Origin of the sequence: Kitasatospora cinereorecta (assembly GCF_024172095.1) — a bacterium.
GTDB lineage: Bacteria > Actinomycetota > Actinomycetes > Streptomycetales > Streptomycetaceae > Kitasatospora > Kitasatospora cinereorecta.
On record NZ_JAMZDX010000008.1, the window covers coordinates 240,042 to 259,909 of the forward strand.

The window sequence follows — 19,868 nt, forward strand, 5'->3', positions numbered from 1 at the left end:
AGGCGTCGGCCGGATGGCGTGGGTGGTCCTCGTTCGGAAGGACCAGGGTGGAGACTTTATACTTGCCAAGGTTTATTAATTAGATCTAGGCTCCGTGTCCGGGGGTGACGAACCGTCATGAAGAGGCCGCGACTGCTGTGCTAGAAGGTGTGATGGCCTTGCCTGACGCCGCAGTCCAGGGCGAACCGCGAGAGGCCGCCTTGGACGAGGCGCACGTCCGATTCCTCGCGGGCTCCGAAGAGGTGCTGCCGCCGATCATCGTCCACCGGTCCACTCTCAAGGTGGTCGACGGTCGGCGCCAGCTGCGAGCAGCGCTTGCCCGGGGAGACAGCTCGATCCGGGCCCGCTTGTTTGACGGGACCGAGGACGAGGCGTTCATCCACGCGGTGAAGGCCAACAACGCGAACGGGCTGGCGCTGACCGCGTCCGACCAGGCTGCCGCAGCGATACGCCTGTTGCGGGCGCGCCCCGAGTGGTCTGACCGGGCCATCGCCGCCACGGCGGGCGTCTCGGCTCAGACCGTGGGCAAGCTGCGTCGTTCAACCGTCAGGTCCAACGGAGGGATGGCCCGCGCCCCGGGGCTTCACGCCTCACTCGGGACGCTTGGAGGTTGGTCCTCGAGAGCCGGGCCAAAAGAGCAGGACCTCGCATCGGGGGCGCACGCCGGTTCGGTCGCTTGGGTCGCTGGTTGTCGGTAGCTGGTGTTTTCGCAGGTCAGAGGCATTGTTGTGGGCTGGGAGCGACTGAAGCGACTCTCGGTTGGGCATATGAGGACATTCCTGTGCGCGCGTACGCGTTCATATAACCGACCTTCAGTCGCTTCAGTCGCTGATTCCCGTCCGGGAACGCTCTGACCTGGGAAAACGCCCAGCGACCCGCGGCAGCGACCGAACCGACACGGTCGCTCCCACCACCAGTCAGTCGCTGGGTGGTGGGAGTGATGGGGTCGGCCTGTCGGCAGCGCCTGCAAGGACAGGGCGCGCGCCGGGCCCTGAGGGAGTGCGCGACACGCCCGGAATGCCGGTGTCGTGTGAAGGTTCGTTTCTCGGTCGCTTGAGTCGCTGCCAACGCGATGGATGTCGGTCGAGTAGCTCAGTCGCTTGGGTCGCTGGTCGTCGGTAGCTGGTGTTTTCGCAGGTCAGAGGCATTGTTGTGGGCTGGGAGCGACTGAAGCGACTCTCGGTTGGGCATATGAGGACATTCCTGTGCGCGCGTACGCGTTCATATAACCGACCTTCAGTCGCTTCAGTCGCTGATTCCCGCCCGGGGACGCCCTGACCTGCGGAAATGCCCAGCGACCCGCGGCAGCGACCGAACCGACACGGTCGCTCCCACCACCAGTCAGTCGCTGGGCGATTCCGGTCGGAGCAGGCAAAGGTGTCCCCGGCTCGGCTAGTCTGTGAGCCCATATTGGAACAAGAGTCGCTTCGGTCGCTGCAAGGCCTCTGACCTGCGGATATCCATCAGCGACTGATATCGGTGGCCCAGGCCGCCGTGAGCGTATGCAGGAGGGGCACGGTGGCGGGGAGCTTCCATGAGACCTCGGTCCTGCCTGCCCAACCGCACAACGTCGCTCGCTGGTGCATCGCCCAGGGCTGGCCCGTACACCCGCTCAGCCCGGGAAGCAAGCTCCCGGCGCCCAACTGCTCGGCCTGCTCAGTCCGAGGCCACACGGCAGAGAACTGCGGATGCCACGTGGCTGGTCGCTGGTGCCACGGCTTCCTCGCTGCAACCACCGACCCGGACCTCGTGGACACCTGGTGGACGGCCAACCCGCGGTTCGGCGTCGGCATCGCCTGTGGTCCCGCCGGCCTGCTGGTCATCGACGTCGACGCACATCCTGCCCCGGTGCCCGCCCGGGACCGACTCCTCCCCGGGATCCCGATCCCCGACCACGTCGACCTCGAGGGCCTGGCCAACGGCTTCCACACCATCGCCCTGCTGGCAGCCCTCCGAGGCCACCCGACCCCGGCCGACGACACGACGACGCTGCGCGTGCGCACGCCCTCCGGCGGCCTCCACATCTGGTATCAGGCGCCCCCCGCCTTGGCCTTCCGATCCTCCACCGGCTCCGGCAAGAACCGCGCCCTCGCCTGGCAGGTCGACATCCGCGCACACGGCGGCTACATCGTCGCCCCTGGTACCTCCACCGCCGCGGGCATCTACACCGCGATCGGCACCGCCCGCCGCCCTGCGCGGCTCCCGGACTGGCTCGCCCAGGACCTGCAGCGCACCCACCACACCGGCGAGACCACCGCGCTGCCCAGTGGTCTGGTTCCGCCCCCCAGGGCCCGCCAGGCGGTCGTTGCGGCCCAAGGCACCAAGGATGCTCCCCGAGCGCTCACGTCCGTACTGGCCGACGTCACCGACTGCGCGAGCGCACCTGAAAACATGGGCTTCACCGAGAAACTCAACCGCGCTGCTTACACCGCCGGCGGCCTCGTTGCGGCCGGCCACCTCACTGAGGACCACGCCGAGACCCTCCTGCGCAAGGCCGCGGCCACCGCGCGCCCCGGCCAGGAACAGCGAAACGAGTCCATCATCCGCACCGCGCTCGACGCAGGCGTACGACGTCCGCTTCACCTCCGAGGACGCGCATGAACCAGAACGAGGTCCCAGGCGCTGGCGGCTTCGATCCCGTGGCCGCCGCACGGCAGATCCTCACTGCTCCAGCCCACATGGTCACGTCGCTGCCCAGCCAGAGCACGCCGCCGCCAGCTCCGGTCCAGGACAGCCTGCTCGACGTACAGACCGCGCTCCCTGTCCTCCCGACGGTCGCAGCCGTTCCCGCAGCCGTTCCCGAGACGGCAGTGCCCGGGCAGCACGCCACGGAACGCGGCCTGCTGCCCGACTCACTGAGCGACCGCGGCAACGCCAAACTGTTCGTCCGCCTCTACGGCGGCGACTACCGCTACGTGCCCGGACTCGGCTGGTACAAGTGGGCCGGCCACCGTTGGCAGAGCGACGAGACCGACACCGTCCTGTGGGCCGCCGGCGACCTCGCCGAAGAACTCGCCGTCCACGATCCCCAAGGCTTCCACACCACCAGCGAACTCACCCGCCACCGGCGCCGAGCCCTGTCGACCAACGGCATGAACGCCATGCTCGAACAGGCCAAGGCCGCACCGGGCATGGTCATGCACGCCTCGACCCTCGACGCCGACCCCTACGCCCTCTGCACACCGGCCGGCGTGGTCGACCTGCGTACCGGCCTGGTCATGCCACCGGACCCGGCGCGGCAGTGCCACTCCCGTTCCACCACCGCTGCGCCGGTCGAGATGCCCACCCCGCGGTGGTACCGCTTCCTTCAGGACACCTTCGGCACCGACACCGAAGGCACGGAGATGATCAGGTTCCTCCACCTGTGCCTCGGCTACTCCATCTCCGGCGACGTCGGCGCGCAGATCATGCCGTTCCTCTACGGCAGGGGAAAGAACGGCAAGTCCGTCCTCCTGGACGTCATGCTCCAGCTCATGGGCGACTACGCCGATGCTGCCCCGCCCGGCTTCCTTATGGCCAAGGCTTTCGAGGGCCACCCCACCGACCTGGCCGAGCTCCACGGTCGACGCATCATCATGTGCTCCGAACTCAAGCCGGGCGACCGATTCGACGAAGCCCGCGTCAAACTCCTCACCGGTGGCGACAAGATCAAGGCCCGCCGGATGCGGCAGGACTTCTTCAGCTTCAACCCCACCCACAAACTGTGGCTGCTGGGCAACCACCGACCCGAGGTCAACACCGGAGGTCCCGCCTTCTGGCGCCGCATGCGCATGATCCCGTTCGAACGCGTCGTCGCCGAAGACCGTAAGATCGACAACCTGGCCAACGTCCTCGTCGCCGAAGAAGGCCCCGGCATTCTTGCCTGGCTCATCTCCGGCGCCCGCCGCTACTTCAGCGGTGAGAAGGACCTTGCAGGCCCTCAGAGCGTTCAGACCGCCACCAACGCCTACGCCGAGACCGAGGACAGCGCAGGCCGATTCCTCACCGAAGCTTGCAAGATCGGCGACGGCCTGCGGGCCGAACAAGCCCAGCTCTACGGCGCCTACGGCCGATGGTGCAGCGAAGAAGGCGCCAATCCGGTCAGCGCCCGCGCTTTCGCTGCACGAGTCCGCGACACACTGGGTATGACATCACCGAAAGACATGGTCCTGTCCAACTCCCGCAAGTACTACCCTGGGATCGGCCTCCTGGCCGACGAGGAGCCGCAGCCGTGAGCGCCCTGATCGACCCCGCCGACCTCGCCCACGAGACCGAGATCCGCTGGCTCGAGGATGTCGAGCGACTCGACTACGTCCGCCAGTCCCTCGAACGACTCCCCTCGCGCAAGGGGAAGCCCCCCTACCACCGCGACGGGCGCATGGTCGGCTACGCCGTTCTCGGCCCCGACGCGAGAGCATCACGCGCCTCCGGGACCTTCCGCCGCCGCGTGTTCTGGCTCCTCCCCCACGACCGCGACCAGCATCCGGACGGCCTGTACGCCACCGGTGCACCGTCCGAGGCCGTGGATCCGCGCACAGTGGCGCCGACCGTCAAGGGTGATAAGACGGAACGCTCGCAGGGAGGCCCGGCCTCCGCAGCCATGGTCGAACTCGGGATAACGCTTCCGGCAGGTTGAGGCCAGGATCAGAGTTCCCAGCGCTGTTCGGTAGCAACTCCCAAGCGGGGAGACGCTACCAAACAGCGCTGGTCGTCTTGCTTCGCATCTGATCACCTCACCAGGCCGAGGACGGAACCCGGCTCCCTCCGCCTGCTGTCGCTCTGATGGTTTGCTGTGGCCGCGGGGGCTATGCCGGCCTCAGCGCGGGCCCGGCCGCGTGTCCGGGTTTCCCGGCAGAGGGCTCTGGAGAGTCTCCGGGCATCTATCGTCTCTCGCCCCAAGCCGTCGGTCATGACTACCAGCGCCTTGGCTCCGCCGGCGCGGACGCCGTTGACCACCAGGACGGCGGTTTGGCCTCGTCGAGGCGCAGGTGGATGCCGTCGCGTAGGCGTAGTCGCTGCCGGACAGGTCGCGTTCCTGGAACGCTGCGTGGTTGGCCTGCCGTTGGGCAGTCAGCCGGGTCACCGTGGCCGGGGACAGGCCGTGTAGACAGGGCAGCGGGAACCCGCTCCGGCAAGCCCCGGATCTGCTCGCGGGCAACCTTCTCCTTCGTGGGCGCATTATTTCGCTGGCGTCCGAGGGCGGGACGGAACTCGATGGTTGTGGTGACACAACCTGCAGGGCTCGCAGATCGACTAGAAGTGGCAGTCCATCTTCACGCGGCGTGCGCAGTAGCCGCTGCCGAGCTGCCGGCAGTGGATCTCCCGCTGGAGCTTGGCCATCTTCATTCGCTCCGGTTCGGCCGGCAGCCGACGCGGGGCGTCGTGGCGCGCCTTGACCCCGGGGACCATCGTCCGGTCGGTGAGCCGCGCCTGGACACGCATCAGGTGATAAGGACCGTTTGTCACCGGATTCGCCGTTCGACCCGGTTTCGTTCATCTGCTCATGCGTAGACCGGGATCCACTCGAGGTCCGGGGCATCGGGCGCTTGGAACGGGTCGTCGGCATCGATGGTGTCCCAGTGATGGCCGCGCTGGCGGTCCCGCTCGTGCCAGTACTCGAGGGTGCGTTGCAGGGCGAGCGCGACCTGGCGTTCCTCCCATGTTCTGACCAGGACCGGATCATGACGGATGCCGGATGGAATGTCGTCGGCCGGCTCGAGGAAGCGGGTGCTTACGAGTGGCAGCAGGGAAATCGGCGATGGCCGGGACGCCACAGTTGAGACCTGGATCCACTCGAACGGTTGGTCAACGCGGTGTTCGGCTTCCACAGGCGGCGTGGGGTGCCGCTGAAGGTGGTTCGCGAGGTAGGCAAGCGGCTGGCGAACGAACTGGGTGGTGGCGTGGGCGAGTTCCCTGCTGAGTGCGCTGACAGTGGCGCCGGTCGTGAGCCGGCTGCGAAGAACGAAGGCAAGACGCCGTGAGCAGGTGTGAGCCAGCCACGGGACTTCGAGCTGAATGGCCTCGGCGGCCTGGATGAACTCTCGAGTGAGGCTTGGTGTGAGTGGCTGGTTCTGAGGGAGACGGTGGGATGGCCGTTCGCGCGCACGCGTGCGCGTGTAGTTGATCTTCCCTCTTGCCTTGAGATTCTCATTCAGAGCCAAACCACCACAGGAAGGGGGTTTCCTCCGCCCCGCGGTCGGGCGTGTCGCGTGGCGGCGAGTTGCGGCCTTGGCCATCCGGATCTCGTGTCGGCGGCCGCGGTCGGAGACGCTGACGAGCCGGGCGTTGTAGCCGTCACCGCTGGTGCGGCGGCCATGCTCGCGGTCGTAAGGGGGCGGGACCACAAGCGCGAAGATGGTGCCAGTGGCCTTGTAGGCGGTTGGCTCCTCTTGGGGTGCGCGGGTACGTAGGACGTTTGCTTTCGAACCGTGCTGCACCCAGACGAGAAGGCCCAGTTCCCGCAGGATCCGCGTGTGGCTGGCCACGCAGGGGACGGACAGGTGCAGGTCTACAGCAAGGGTGTTGCGGCCGTACGCAAGTTGACCGCGGCGGTTGGCCTTGTCTGCGAGCGCCTCGGCGACGCGCAGTGTGGTGGTGTTGGCTTTGGGGTGCAGGGCGTGGCGCAGCGCCCACCGCACGGCGTTGAGGAAGTCGTCGGGCGAGGAGATTCCGCGCGACAGCGTGGTGGTCAGCTCGTGGAGAGTGGAGTCGGTGACGAGCTCATGGTTGCGGCGTGCTGAGGCGCGGCGAGGGGTGTCGGTCGGGGCGGAGTGGTCGGAGGCACTGTTCTCGGGCAGCGCTGTATCAACTGCCTGGGCGTGCGTGATGGCGGGCTCCAGGTAGGAAGAGGGTGCGTGTCATCGAGCCGCGGCGCATGTAGCAGGCGGCAGCAGGACAAAACGACATCGACGCGTGTCCTCGGCGGAGGTCACGCGTGCGATCTATTCGGTTGTGGGTGGGCGTCGCCTTCTCTCTGTCAGCTGGTGTGCGGGGCGGCGATGGTCATGGCCGGCCGGCGGTCGGTGGGGTGGGGATTGCAGGTAGGTCGAAGCCCTCGGGGAGTTCGCTGACCCAGTCGCCGATCGGGATGCGAACGGCGCACAGCGGGCCGATCTCGGTAAGGATGACGAGAGCCTCGGCCATCGAGCGGCTGATGCGGACGTCGTTGGGCATCAGCCACAGGAGGGTGTTGGGTCCAAGGCCCGGATCGGTGAGAGCGTCACGGGTTGCGCCGACGACGACGCTCTGCCAGATGGCAACGTCGCGGGTAGCGCTGCGCGAGCGTCGTTCGCCGGGCCACACGATCTGGTCGGCGAGGGCGAGTACCCGCAGCACAATGACGTCCTCGCCGTCGAGTGCGTCCGTGTTGACGAAGCCACGCTCGACCGCTTTGTTGACCCAAATGCGGTTGAGGTCAGCTGCCTTCGCCAGTGCTGCGGGCGTAATGCGTCTGGCCAAGACGACCTCGGCTTTCCTGATGATTGCGACCTATGGGGAATGTGAGGCGAGCTTACCTCAAACACACTCCGAGGTTGTCACGTCGCATCATCTCGGCGTGGCGAGAGACCTACTGAATGCCCGTAATTTCCGCATTTGCGACCCTCGCTACCTGCTGCGACGTATCAATGCCTACTGGCGTGGCTTCGCCGATGCCTACCGACATCTCTACCGCCATGCATCCATCCGCCTACGCATCCCTACCTGCATCCCTACGGAAATCCATACCTGAAAGAGCAACTGAATCCCTACAGACCTACCGAACTGCAGACCCGTCATCAGATCTACTTGCCTACCGGCATCTCTACATCTCATGGTCAGAGCAATGCGTGAGGGCCCCAACCCAAAGGTTGGGGCCCTCACATGCGCAGCGGGAGCAAGCTCAGACGAGCGGACCCTCCTCGCCGAGCGCGGTCAGAAACAGGTCCAACGCGGCGGAATAGACATGCACGCCCGTCCGAGCCCGACCCACCATCCGCAGATCATTCGGCAGCTTCGACGCCACCTCGTACACACCCGGGCTCACCCGATGGCTCGCCTGCCGACCGGCCGGAACATCACCTTCGCGGCGAATGAAGAACGCCTCTGCCAGCGCCAACTGCGCGTCGGTGGCAGCCGGAAGGTAGAGACGCATCGCCGCGTCCACGTACTGAGCGATGGTCAGCTGCCGCCCGCTCGCCTCCCGGTCCTGACCGACGCGGGCCGACAGCGCCGCCACCAGGTCCGGAGCGAAGCGGAACGGCAGCGTGCGCCACTGGTTCTTGCCGAGCTTCAGGTCCATCGTGCTCTCCGTCCAGGACGTGAGCACCGCCTGCCGCGCAACCCCGGGGGCGGAACGACGACCGGACGACCGGCGCGGCTGCCGCACAGCAGCGGCCGGCGCCGAAGGCGTTGAGTCCCCGCCCGACTGCTGGACGTCCTGCGGGAGGCTTCCCGCGACCGCCTGCACTCCGACGGGGGCCGGGGCCGGCGCGCTCCGGTCGCCGGCCTCCACGTTCGCTGCCCCGGCGGCGCCCGCCTCCGGGGCAGCGACAACGGCGGGAGCTGCCGGGCCGGAATGCACCGCCAGCTGCGCTGCCGGCGGCTCGACGGCGACGGCAGACGGGGCTGCGGCAGGTTCCGGGGCTGAGACCACCTGCGTCACCACAGAAGGCGCTGCCGAACCCTCCGCGGCCACAGGCTGGTCGGACGGAGCGACAACGGTGGACACCGCCGACGCCTCGTCCACCCGAGCGCCCGTTGCGGCGGCTGCTGACTCCACGACGGACAGGACGGGCTCAGGCACCACGTCGGGCTCGGCGACCGGCTGCGGCGGTGACTGGGACGCCTCCACTGCAACCGCCGTCCGCGGCGCGAGCCACGGGTTCTCCGCAGCAGGCACGGTCGCCCCTGCTGCGGGCACGGCCTGCGTCTCCGTGGGTGCGGCGTCGCTGGCAGCCCCGGTCTGGGCAGGCACAGTCGGGGGCACCGGCACGGTAGCGGCAGCCATTGGCAACGGGGCCGGGTGCTGCACGACATCGGACGCTGCGGCCTGCGCACCCTGACCGACGAACGACCTGTTGACCAGCTCGTCCACGTCGCCGCCGAAGACATCCGCCCCGCGCTGCTGACGGCCGGCCTGGGCGCGAGCGGCAGCAGCAGCGCGGCGGGCGGCGGGAGTGGTGGAGAGACCGGCGACCTTCTTCTTCGGCTTCTCAGGCATCGACTTCCTCGAGCGAGGCGGCGCTCGCGATCTCCCACTCGTCGGAGGGGGTGTCGATCCGACGCAGGATCTCCTCCACCAGGGCCGTGTACCGCTTGCCCGGAGCGTGGTTCGGGAACTGGACGACGACGGGGCCCGCCGGCCCGAAGCAGTCCGAGATCCGCACGTCGCTGCGGATGTCGGTCTTGAAGGGCTTTAGGCCCGTACTGACCATGCCGTTTATCACGAAGACGTCCTGCGCTGTCCACTTCGACTCGGAGTTGGAGTCGTTGAGGAGCACGCCGAGGAACTGGGGGGTGCACTCCCCCAGGGTCAGCTCGCCGACCTTCTCGACGGTCGGCTTGATCACCAGGGCGCCCTTGACCGTCTGCCGCTGCGGGTTCAGTACCGTGATCACGTAGTCCGAAGCGGCGTAGGCGATCGCGTTGAGGGACGACATCGACGGTGGGGTGTCGATGATGACGAAGTCCACGACGCCGCGCAGGTGCTCGAGCAGCATGCGCCGCAGGATCGGAGTCGTCGTGTACGGCTGGGTGATGAGCGCGTTCTGGGCCGCAGTCATCGTGCTCTCCTCCGAGGCGATGAGGAAGAGGCTGCCCGCGCCGTCGAACTCGTTCAGGATGTGGCTCTGGTCGAACATGATGTCCGTGAGCCGCTGGATCGGAATGCCCTGAAGTGCGTGCTGGAACGTCAGTCCCAGCGACCGCAGAATCCGCTCCCCCTTCAGCTCGACCCCTATGGCCTCGCCGGCCTGCGCCTGCGGGTCGAGGTCGACGATCGCCACGTCGAAGCCCGCCATCGCGAGACGCGCGGCCACATTGACGGTCGTGACCGTCTTGCCGATGCCGCCCTTCTGACTCGCGATTGAGATCACGGTCATCGGCCGGTCCAGCAGGTCGCCGCCCTGTTCCTCGTCCGACAGCGCCTCGGCTGCCTGCTGATCGTCCGCCACAGTCTCTGCCTCTCGTGCTCACCTGCATTGATCCCGCCGCGTCGCAGCAGCTACCCGGCTCTTGACCTGGCCGCCAAATCAGACATAAGGCCAGATTCGCCCACCAGCAGCGCAACGATGCGAGCGCTCCCGGCCGGCCACCGGCGAAATTGTGCTACGACGCGACACGACACTAGCAGCACGGCCTGATGGCGGAGGAGGGGTTCGGACCTCGCGCGTGTCATAGGGGCGTCCGGATGGGCCCATACAGGGGAAGACAAGCACGCAAGAAGGCCGCGGCGAAGGCCCATGCACACATTCGCGGCTGCAGGCAGGGATGCCTCCATGCCGACGCACACCCTTCCGCGGGCGCGAGCATCAATGGATCCACGCATCAACCGCACCGTGAATCGATGGACAGGTGCGCAGATTGAAGCTGACTCGCCTGCGTCGTCAGACGCGTCGTGGCATGGATCGATGGACGGGTTAATCCGTCGGTACCTGGACAGCTGCGTCGATCGACGAACGAGCCCGGACGTCCATGCATAGTCGGGTGCGTGAACCCCTACCTGGATGCAGAGGAACGCAGTAGGACGAGCGCGTCGGAACATTGACAGATCAATGAGCGGATCGGACTGCGCCGACTGACATCCATACAAGGATGCCTATCGGCATGCATCCATGGATGCATGCATTGCTACATGCATCCATACAGGCATGCCTACCTAGCTACAAGACTCCATACTCGCATAGGTCTCAGGCTCTCTACTGATACCACTATCGAGCAAGCGATGGATGTGTCTACCGTACTCCGTGCCGAGCTACCTTCGCGCATCACTACTTACCTAGCTACCCGCATGCGACTCAACATCCATGCCGATGCCACTACTGGCATCCATACAGCATCTGGCCCCGGCCGGGAATCGATCCGGAGTCAATGCCTACCGAGGCAGCTACTGACATACCTACAATCCCGGGGCGGTGGTCGGCCTCGCCGGGCTCGACCGGGACTCCCGAGTGGGCTTGATATCCATACCGGCATCCATATGGCCATCAATACAATCCCTGTTCAGAGCCATCATCGTGACTGTGGCAGGTCGCTGTCACTGGAAAGATCAGCCAGCCCCCTACCGGGATTGCTACGTCCCTCGGCCACACATGCAAGGGCCGACAGCGGTCCAGCCAGCAAGGGCCCAGCGCTGCGGCGAAGGGCGGGCAGCTTCTCTGAGTAGCCGTTCAGACCTGATCTCCGTCTGCGCGCGACCCCTGCCGCCGACACCCCACGGGACACATCCCAGCCTTGGAAGAGGTTCGATGAGTCAGCATCTCTGGCCGTGGCGGTGGCGTTCGAGCCGTGGAATCGGCTGATGCGGCGGGTCGGGAACAGTCCCGGGACTGGTCGATGAGTCGCTGACGCCTGGGCCATGGAGCCATCGGCAGGCGCGAATCTACGCTGATTCGGTCCCCCTGGGTGCCCGCGATCGGGCGTCGTGACGCGCCCGACATGCCCGGCAGAGCGGCGCAATCGGCAAGGGGACGGGCCCGGAGGACCCGGCATCACGGCCCCGGCCGCACAGAAATGCCGCCTTCTGCTGCCGCCCAATCGCGGTTACGCAGCTGCCCGAGAGCGTGGTCGGAAGTCCAGGACAGTACTCCGCCGCATTCCACAACAAGCCCACGCCCGTCCTGCGAAGGCGCCCGTCGACCTTTCCAACAGTCGATCAGAAGGCCCTGGGAACGGTGCCGCTGACGCCGTCCGCCGCACTGATGACGAGCGGCGGCAGATCCACAGGATCAGTCAGGAGTACGACCGCACCGTGCGAACCACCCGTCCACACGGCACCGCTTGTCGCGTCATACCGGGCAAGCAGTAAAGCCGACCGCCACTCACCGTCTGGACCCCACGGGCGGAAAGGGCACGAGGACAGACGAGGTGCGTGTGCACGGGCGCGCCGGCCCACACCTTCGAGCGCCGCGCTGCTCCGGCCGTGACACTGCCGTACGGCGTGTCAGAGTGCCGTAACCGGAACCACCTCAGGCAGGACTCCGACACCGGCCCCGAGCCTGGCCGCCGAGCCCGACCTCACCACCCCGGAGCTCCGATTCCACTCGGGCTGATCGATAGCAGTCGGCCGAGGCGAGGCACGCGTGGCGTAAAGCCCAGGAGGAGGGACCAGGATGGACGTCGGCCGTGGTCGTACCGGTGGCCGCGGCCCCTTCATCCCCACTCCGACCTGTCAACCGGGCGGCGATACCACCAGAACTCCGTGCGCCACTGGCGCCGGTACGTGAACGCGTCAGGGAAGGTGCGGCGACAGGCCACCGCATCCAGGCGCTTCACAAGCCGGCCGCGCTCGGCATTGGGCCCGTTCCCGCAGTCGCTCCAGGACTTCCTCCAGCACGCCGCGTGCGTGCCTGACGTCGTTGAAAGAGCACCAGGTGCACGAGCAAGGCGACTCCTGCGGGTATAGCGGATGCCCGCCCGGCGGGTGGAGGAACTCGCGGTACCCGGCAAGGCCCGGCCGGTGGCACCCAGGTGTACGTAGAAGCTGTCGCTCAGGTATCTGACCCGGTGCCCAGTCAGGCTCGCCCTGTCGGAGAGCGCGTGAATCCGGAGCGAAGAGGCCGACCTCCAGACGCGGGAGACCGGTCGTTCAGCGCGCAGCTCGCGCGGCCGTCTACGCGGCATCGACCTTTCGACACGTGATCACGGGAGCCGTGAGGCCAGGCGGAGCAGCCCTGCCGAACCCCGTTTCCGGGTCTCCGCAGTTGCCCTTTCAGACCTGCGAGGGCAGTTGCGGGCCAACCGTAAGGAAGACCGGGCCAGCCGAGACCGATCCAGCCCGATCTACTGAACACTGCTGGTCACAGGGACCACTGGCAATACAGACGCAGGCCGGTAGCCCCGGCGCGCTGGGCCAGGCTGACCAGGGCCTCCAGGACACCAAGCGCAGCCAGGGCGTCGACCTGACAATGCTGCAGTTCAGCCGTCATGGACCACGACTCGGCGGCGCGAGCCAAGTCAGCTGGCGCTGCCGCGGCGAGGGCCTCGGCCAGGGTGTCCGACAGGCAGAACACCAGCGAGGTGTCGCTCTCCGGAGAGGAAAGCAGCTGCCCTGACCGCGGGCGTCGGCTGGCCTCCTCATAGCTGCAATCCGTCAGGATTGCTTCGAGCTGAGCAACGGCAACCACCGGGTCGATGTTCTTGAGGAAGACCACGTCGTGTCCTGCCTCGGCCGGCCCCCCGGACCGCTCGACCACGGCAATGGCGGCCTGGTCGTCGGTGGCGGAGAAGTAGTCGCACATCGTCATGCGTCGAGTCTGGCAGCCGCAGCCGACAGACTCGCGATCTGAAGACGCCGACCCAGCGTGGGGTCAATTTTCGGAGTGCACCGGCCGAAGGCCACCGGTGAGATGCGCCGCCCGAGGGCGCGGCGAATGGCTACTTCGGCATCCCGCTCAGCGATGAGTTCCGCCAGGACCAGCAACGTCGGCCCGCCGCGGACGCCGTCTTCGTGTCCGACCCCACGAACCCGCTCGCTGACCTCAACAAGTACGTCCTTCGCGTCGGACTGCCTGGCCACACGCTCCCGAAGGCTTCCCACGAGTAGACACCGCCGAAGACCGAGCGCCCGCCGCGTTCGTGGACCGTAGGGCATCGCACCGATGCGACCGCACGCCTGCCGCAGCACTCGAGCTCCGATCGGCCACGCCCTCTGCCTGCAGTGACGTGCCGAAGCATTGCGTACGCGGCGCAGCTGAGCCGATCCTGCAGCCGGAGCTCCGATCCTGGGTGGCCACCAGGACAGGGCACAAGCTGAAGCATCGCGTCGAATAAGGATGACCGCGTCACCGCAGAATGCGGCGCCCCCGACGGCTTACTGTCTGCTCGACGTACAGGGTCACAGCCCGGAGGTGGACACGTGGCAGGCGCCAGCGGACCGACGATGGACCTATCCCCCCGACGCCGGTCGATCTGGGACATCCCCGACGACGCCGACGCACCGGCGCCCACGGTCCCCGACATCACCGGCCGGCAGGTCCCGCTTCACAAGCTCTGGGCGAACCCGTTCAACCCCAGAATCGTCCACGACGACGCCGAGATCGACGCGATGGCCGAATCCATCAAGTCCGAGGGCCTCCTCCAGGACTTGATGATCGCTGACGTCGGCCCGTTCCTCACCTACTGGACGGACCGCCTCCGCGCTGCGCCCCGCCAGCGGGCCCTCCTCACGGAATCCCTGACCAAGGCGCGCCCCGACGACTACGTCATCCTCATCGGACACAACCGGCATGCCGCATGCGCCCGCGCCGGACTCGACCACGCACCGTGCCGGCTGCGGAACGACAAGATCAACCGCGCCCGCGTTCTCGCGCTCCCTGAGAACCTGCGCCGCATCAAGCTGAACCCCATCGAGGAGGCCCTCGGCTTCCAAGGCGCCGTGGAAGACGGACTCACCCAAGCAGAGATCGCCTCACAGGTCGGCTGCCGCCAACCCCACATCTCCCGGCGCCTCAAGCTCCTGCACCTCGTCGACGACCTGCGGGACGCCGTCATGACCGGAGACCTCCGCACTGCGGACGCCGAGCTCATCGCCGGCACGCTGCCCGACGGCGACCACCGACAGGCCCATGTACTCGACCGCATGAGAACCCACGGCATGTCCGCCCCCGCCGCCCTGGCCCACCTCGAAAAAGCGCGGGCCTTCCACGACCCCACCGAAGACCAGCCGGGAGATCCGACCCCCAGCCGCCCGACGGCCGGCGCCCCCGCAGACACACTTCCGGAAGCAGCTCTCCAGCCGGACGGCCCGCGCCCCGACGCCCCCCAGCCCAACGCCGAACCCACCCAGCCGACCACCGGCCCATCAATGCCGCCGCCGCCCACCGCCGACGGCTCCCTGACCCGCACCGAAGCCTGCCAACACCTCCTGCAAGCCACCACTGCACCCAACCCCCGAGAAGCCCTGCGCCTCCTCACACCCGCCGTCCTCCTCGCCGGCCCCGCCGAGCACCGACTCGCCCGAACCTGGCTCCAACCCGCGCCAACCACCCGCAGCACCCACCGCCAGCCCTTCGCCGACCTCCTCGACCACCCCAAAGCCGCCAACCAAGCAGCCCTCGCGATCGCACTCGCCGCCCTAGAACACCGCACCCAACACACCCCGCGGCCATGGACACCCGCCGACCGCACCTACATCGAGCACCTCACCCGCCACGCCGGATACCACCCCACCCCCTGGGAACAGGACCGCCTGCACACCAAGGCACCCACGGCCGATATTCCGACGGAATAACCAGCACCCCAGGAGGCCCCCGTGCCCACCACCCCGCCACCCGCCCCACACCATCACCCCCGCGCCTACGCCTTCTCAGGACAGTCCGGCGGCGCAGGCAAAACCCAAGGCGTCGTCAACCTCGGCATCGAACTCGCCAACCGCGGCCACCGCACCCTCATCTGGGACATCGACCCCCAGCGCAGCGCCTCGCACCTCCTCGGCTACCAGGACCCGCCACCCGGCCACGCCACCGTCTTCAACGTCCTCACCGGCGACAACAAACTCCACGAAGCCATCGCCCCTGCCCGCTACCGCACCGCCGCAGGCACCACCGACGCCGCCTTCAAGGCCATCCCCAACCTCGACCTGGTCCTCGGCACCCCCGAAATGGCCGACGCCGAAGTCACCCTCGGACACGACCCAGCCGGCATCCTCTGGCTCCAGAACGTCCTCGACGAACAACTCCCCGCAGACCGCTGGGACGCCATGCTCTTCGACTGCGGACCCACCCTCGGCATCCTGCTGCTGTCCGTCGTCCTCGCAGCCCCCCACGTCATCGGCTGCATCAACGACGAATACAAGTACGTCATCGGCCTCACCGACCTCGAAACCACCCTCGACCGAGGCCGCAGCAAACTACGACGACTCGGCTTCCACGCCCACATCGCCCACATCCTCGCCACCAACATCCCCCTCGACACCCACGGCAACGTCGACCGCAAAGCCGGAGCCGTCACCGACGACGTCATCAAAGCCGTACGCAACCATGCCGACTGGGCGCCCCGCCTCCTCCCGCTGATCCGGCGCAGCATTCGCTTCAAGGAGACGACCGTCAAACAGCGCCCCCTCCGCTTCCACGCACCGAACTGCCCCTCACTCGACGACCTCTCGGCCGTCGCAGACGCCCTTGGCTTTCCCCGCCGCAACTCAACACGGCGGGACCACCGCTGATATTCCGTCGGAATAACAGATCCACCCGCACCAGACACCACACCGAAAATGGCGGTGTTCCGCACCCCGCCCGACCGACACAACTGAGGCCGCTCGAAACCCGGCCGCACCACCGAACGGAGCCAACGCGGGCCCCCTGCCTCCATCGGCGCCGACAGAACCTCCAAGCCAGCCGCCCGGAAACCCCGGCACGGACACCATCGCCGACGACCCAAGCGCCACCAGCAAGCACTCCAAGGCACCACTGCGCTCGCCCGAAACGTGCACCACCCTGCGCAGCACAGCAACCGCCCGGACACCACTCACCAGCGCGCCAACCCCAGCCCCCTTCCATCACAGACAGCAACGGCCCCAGCCCCACCCGCGCCGAACACCCGCCGAGCCGACACCCACCCACTGCGCACCCAGACCACACCCTGCGCACACCACACCCCTCAGACAGCGCACCCCCACACGCACCCTGCGCAGCCGACACCCAACCCCCTGCGCACCCAACGCCCCAACCACCGATCCGCGCGCAACTCCACCCCGCTACCCACCTCCGCCTACCCATCCCTACAAACCCACCCAGCCACACCCCCTGCGCACCCCGCCAACCCGACCACCAACCGGTGCGCACCGACCGCCCGCCACCACCCACCCCGAGCATCGCCCCACCCTGAAAACGCGCAGGTCAACAGCACACTGCGCAGCCTCAGCGCACACTGCGCACCACCTGCCCAAGCAGCCGCACCACGCACACCCCGAAGCCCCCAGACCCATGCGCCGAGCCACACCCCCACCCTCACGCGGCGCACGCCGCGCCAGACAGCACTGCGCACCGCAAGACAGCCAGGTGCGCCCCGGCCGACCCGCCGCTGCGCACACCCTGCGCACCGGCCACCAGCAACTGCGCAGGGCGTGACTCCAGCCATCCCTACCTGCGCGCCTCCCCGCCGAACACAACGCACCCGCTGCACGGCCCCGCATGGCTTTGCGCACCGTGGCCTCACGACGGTCAGCTGTGACTGCCAGTGAGCGGTACGGCGTCACCGACTACACGGCAGCGGCCGCCCGCGAGGCCTACCCACGGCACCCGCGCGGCCCACCGGACCCGAGAGCGCACAGGCCTCGAACGAGGGGGCTGCATCGCCGCCTCCTCACCAGCTGTCCCAGGCTCGCCACTCCGTCGCCCCGGCTCGCCGCATGCCCGACCGCGCCCCGCCGATCAAGCAGCGACCCCGAGGTAGGTCGAGGCGAGCGTCGGAATGTGCGCCTTTGTCGGACCTCGAAGCGTGGAATTCGGTGCAGAAAGCGAAACCGTGAAAAGCTGTGCCCTCGCGATCACGCACCATCCGGGGCGCAGGGGAGGAGACGCCGTGACCAGGGCCAAACTGTCACGCATCCATTTGTTTCTGATTGCCCTCGTGGCCATCGCCGGAGCCACCATCGCCGGCATCGGCTTCCTCGGCTCCTACACCGCAGTCCGGCAACTCGCCGTCGAGCAGGGCTTCGGAAGCTTCTCCAAGATCTTCCCCATCGGCGTCGACCTCGGCATCATCGCCCTCCTCGCCCTCGACCTGCTCCTCAGCTGGCTGCGCATCCCCTTCTTCCTGCTGAGGCAGACCGCGTGGCTGCTGACAGCGGCGACCATCGCCTGGAACGCTGCCTCCGCCTGGCCGCACCCCCTCGGCGTCGGCATGCATGCAGTGATCCCCGTGCTGTTCATCGTCATCGCCGAGGCCGCCCGGCACGCCATCAGCCGCCTGGCCAAGCTCACGGACACCCGCCACATGGAGTCCGTCCGCCTGATGCGCTGGGTGCTCTCCCCGATCCCAACCTTTGCCATGTGGCGCCGCATGAAGCTTTGGGAGATCCGCTCCGTCGACGAGGCCGTGCGCCTGGAGCAGATGCGCCTGGCCTACGGAATGCTGCTGGAGGACGCCTTCGGCAAGGACTGGGCCAAGACGGCTCCCCGGTCGGCTGTTCTTCCTCTGCGCCTCGCCAAGCTCGGTGTGCCGATTTACAGCACTGCATCCCAGGGTCTAGCCGCCGCTGGGCTGTCCGACAGTGCATTCGGCGGGTTGTTCACCAGCCCAGAGCTCGAGGTAGGCCAAAGCGCCGGCCGTGGGGCCGTCGAGTCGCACACCAGCGCCGTTCCTCCGCATGCCCTGGATCGAAGCCGCAGCACGCTGGTGCCCGCGCAGGGCGAGCCGGCTCGAGTTGCTGGCCTTGACGAGTCCTCGAGTCCTGACAACAGCAACCCCGGCTCAGATGTGACTGAGGGACTCATGCTCGCCGAGCTTGATCGGGCAGCGGACACCGAGCTTTCCAAGGCTGTCGCCGATAGCCCCCTGGAGCCTTCTCCGGGAAGCGAAGCCGCGACGCTCGAGGAACCGACCGCTGTATCGGTTCCGCTCTCCGAGGAGACTCAGTCGCGTGAGGACCAGCTCTACGGCTACTACCGCCACTACGTCGAGCAGCGTGGCCAACTCCCCGAGAAGCACCTGTTCGCGGACTTCATCTACCGCGAGTTCGGTCAGACCGGGCAGAGCGGAGCCGGCCCAGTCAGCGTCCAGTCTCTCCGCCGATACTGGGGAAACCTGGAAACCCGCTACCAGGAGGAGCGCGGTACCTCTCGTCACCTCGAGGACGTGACGACGTGATGCCGGACCAAGTCCGCGTGTAGTGGCCGAAAGCAGGAGCAGCCCGCCGCGCAAGCCACCATCGCAGTCACGCCACGATCTGTGAGGCTCGGCCGCTCGAGGCGGATCTTGCCCAAGACCAGGTCGAACTGGCTGCAGTCGGCACACACTCCAGGTGCGAGAACCAGCGACACCACCCAGCAAGGCCGTCTACTCCCACGTGGACCTGGAAGCGAAGGCGCTACCCGCGCGCGGTCGAGTGGCAGCGGATGCACTCCGTCGCCACAGCGTTTCACCTCCAGCACGGCCACCTCGACCCCACCGACAAGACGAAGCAAGCGGAGCTGATCTCCTGGCCCGGGTGTCCGAGCTGGACGTGCTCGGCATGATCTGGTCGAAGAACGCCAAAGCCTAGGAGCGCGGTCAGGCCTACACAAAGGCCTTCCACCACCAGCACGGCCACCTCGCCATCCCCGCCACCACGAAGCTCGACGACCATGCGGTCGGCGCGTGGATGCGCCGCCAACGCAAGGCCAACAACCTGACCAAGGCAGGTCGCCAAGCTCGACGCGCTGGACGAGCTGTGGCGCCGAGAACCGGACTGGAACAGGTCGTAGCCGGCGCCTGCTCGCCTACCTCGCCGCCGGTGGCGCCCTGGGCGGCCCCGCGAACCGCACCGGCGGCGAGGCGGACCCCACAGTCCGGCCCGGCACCTGGCTTCGCAAGCAGGCGGGGCCCGCACGATCTCAGGAGCGGCGCAGCAAACGATGCTCCCGACCGTGACGGGGCGGGCGGCAGGCCAACGGCTGGCGAGAGAGCGCGTTGGGCGAGGATGCGTTTGAAGGCGCCGGTAGAACCAGGAAGGTTGTTGTAGCCAAACAGCTTTGCGCAGTTGGACCGTGTCG

General features: G+C 67.6%; 13 protein-coding genes and 2 pseudogenes. 8 read left to right on the forward strand and 7 right to left on the reverse strand.

Annotated features, from left to right (window positions below; translation table 11 throughout):
- The first annotated feature begins 104 nt into the window (after nt 1–104).
- From FHR36_RS36415 to FHR36_RS36430, 4 genes are all read left to right on the forward strand, one after another.
- The gene (locus FHR36_RS36415) at nt 105–698 is read left to right on the forward strand and encodes a ParB/RepB/Spo0J family partition protein (RefSeq protein ID WP_253804465.1); all 594 of its coding nucleotides are present in this window, start codon (nt 105–107) and stop codon (nt 696–698) included.
- An 820-nt stretch (nt 699–1,518) separates the two neighbouring features.
- A complete protein-coding gene (locus FHR36_RS36420; RefSeq protein ID WP_253804610.1) occupies nt 1,519–2,601 on the forward strand; it encodes a bifunctional DNA primase/polymerase in 1,083 nt (360 codons plus the stop codon).
- 77 nt (nt 2,602–2,678) lie between these two features.
- Nucleotides 2,679–4,214: a DNA primase family protein gene (locus FHR36_RS36425; protein ID WP_407660892.1), complete on the forward strand. Its 1,536-nt coding sequence runs from the start codon at nt 2,679–2,681 to the stop codon at nt 4,212–4,214.
- Nucleotides 4,211–4,615 carry a DUF6009 family protein gene (locus tag FHR36_RS36430; protein WP_253804467.1) on the forward strand — a complete coding sequence of 135 codons (405 nt, stop codon included), beginning with the start codon at nt 4,211–4,213 and terminating at the stop codon, nt 4,613–4,615. Before FHR36_RS36425 ends, FHR36_RS36430 begins: the two co-directional genes overlap by 4 nt.
- 239 nt (nt 4,616–4,854) lie before the next feature.
- Here the strand turns inward: FHR36_RS36430 and FHR36_RS40530 are convergent.
- The 7 genes and pseudogenes from FHR36_RS40530 to FHR36_RS36460 all read right to left on the reverse strand — a co-directional run.
- Nucleotides 4,855–5,080 (reverse strand): annotated as a pseudogene (locus FHR36_RS40530) (IS256 family transposase); the annotation flags it as partial.
- Between the two features lie 152 nt (nt 5,081–5,232).
- Nucleotides 5,233–5,421: a hypothetical protein gene (locus FHR36_RS36435; protein ID WP_253804468.1), complete on the reverse strand. Its 189-nt coding sequence runs from the start codon at nt 5,419–5,421 to the stop codon at nt 5,233–5,235.
- 59 nt (nt 5,422–5,480) lie between these two features.
- Nucleotides 5,481–6,617: a hypothetical protein gene (locus tag FHR36_RS36440; RefSeq protein WP_253804469.1), complete on the reverse strand. Its 1,137-nt coding sequence runs from the start codon at nt 6,615–6,617 to the stop codon at nt 5,481–5,483.
- Nucleotides 6,618–6,981: 364 nt separating this feature from the next.
- Complete coding sequence (locus tag FHR36_RS36445; RefSeq protein ID WP_253804470.1) at nt 6,982–7,437, reverse strand: hypothetical protein; 456 nt, start codon at nt 7,435–7,437, stop codon at nt 6,982–6,984.
- A 421-nt stretch (nt 7,438–7,858) separates the two neighbouring features.
- Nucleotides 7,859–9,178: a hypothetical protein gene (locus FHR36_RS36450; RefSeq protein ID WP_253804471.1), complete on the reverse strand. Its 1,320-nt coding sequence runs from the start codon at nt 9,176–9,178 to the stop codon at nt 7,859–7,861.
- A complete protein-coding gene (locus tag FHR36_RS36455; protein ID WP_253804472.1) occupies nt 9,171–10,130 on the reverse strand; it encodes a ParA family protein in 960 nt (319 codons plus the stop codon). Before FHR36_RS36455 ends, FHR36_RS36450 begins: the two co-directional genes overlap by 8 nt.
- 2,844 nt (nt 10,131–12,974) lie before the next feature.
- On the reverse strand, nt 12,975–13,421 hold the full coding sequence (locus FHR36_RS36460; protein WP_253804473.1) for a hypothetical protein: 447 nt from the start codon (nt 13,419–13,421) through the stop codon (nt 12,975–12,977).
- Between the two features lie 635 nt (nt 13,422–14,056).
- Here FHR36_RS36460 and FHR36_RS36465 point away from each other — a divergent pair.
- From FHR36_RS36465 to FHR36_RS40425, 4 genes and pseudogenes are all read left to right on the forward strand, one after another.
- Nucleotides 14,057–15,406, forward strand: coding sequence for a ParB/RepB/Spo0J family partition protein (locus FHR36_RS36465; RefSeq protein WP_253804474.1), 1,350 nt, complete (start codon nt 14,057–14,059; stop codon nt 15,404–15,406).
- A 21-nt stretch (nt 15,407–15,427) separates the two neighbouring features.
- Nucleotides 15,428–16,339 carry a ParA family protein gene (locus FHR36_RS36470; protein WP_253804475.1) on the forward strand — a complete coding sequence of 304 codons (912 nt, stop codon included), beginning with the start codon at nt 15,428–15,430 and terminating at the stop codon, nt 16,337–16,339.
- 1,358 nt (nt 16,340–17,697) lie between these two features.
- A complete protein-coding gene (locus tag FHR36_RS36475) occupies nt 17,698–18,984 on the forward strand; it encodes a DUF2637 domain-containing protein (RefSeq protein WP_407660889.1) in 1,287 nt (428 codons plus the stop codon).
- Nucleotides 18,985–19,402: 418 nt separating this feature from the next.
- Nucleotides 19,403–19,837, forward strand: a pseudogene (locus FHR36_RS40425) (helicase associated domain-containing protein); the annotation flags it as partial.
- Between the last annotated feature and the right edge of the window lie 31 nt (nt 19,838–19,868).

What these genes read in the sequence shown, in the direction of transcription:
- FHR36_RS36460 (WP_253804473.1), bottom strand. Translation starts at nt 13,421, where the DNA reads ATGACGATGTGCGACTACTTCTCCGCCACCGACGACCAGGCCGCCATT.
- FHR36_RS36465 (WP_253804474.1), top strand. Translation starts at nt 14,057, where the DNA reads ATGGACCTATCCCCCCGACGCCGGTCGATCTGGGACATCCCCGACGAC.
- FHR36_RS36450 (WP_253804471.1), bottom strand. Translation starts at nt 9,178, where the DNA reads ATGCCTGAGAAGCCGAAGAAGAAGGTCGCCGGTCTCTCCACCACTCCC.
- FHR36_RS36435 (WP_253804468.1), bottom strand. Translation starts at nt 5,421, where the DNA reads ATGCGTGTCCAGGCGCGGCTCACCGACCGGACGATGGTCCCCGGGGTC.
- FHR36_RS36425 (WP_407660892.1), top strand. Translation starts at nt 2,679, where the DNA reads ATGGTCACGTCGCTGCCCAGCCAGAGCACGCCGCCGCCAGCTCCGGTC.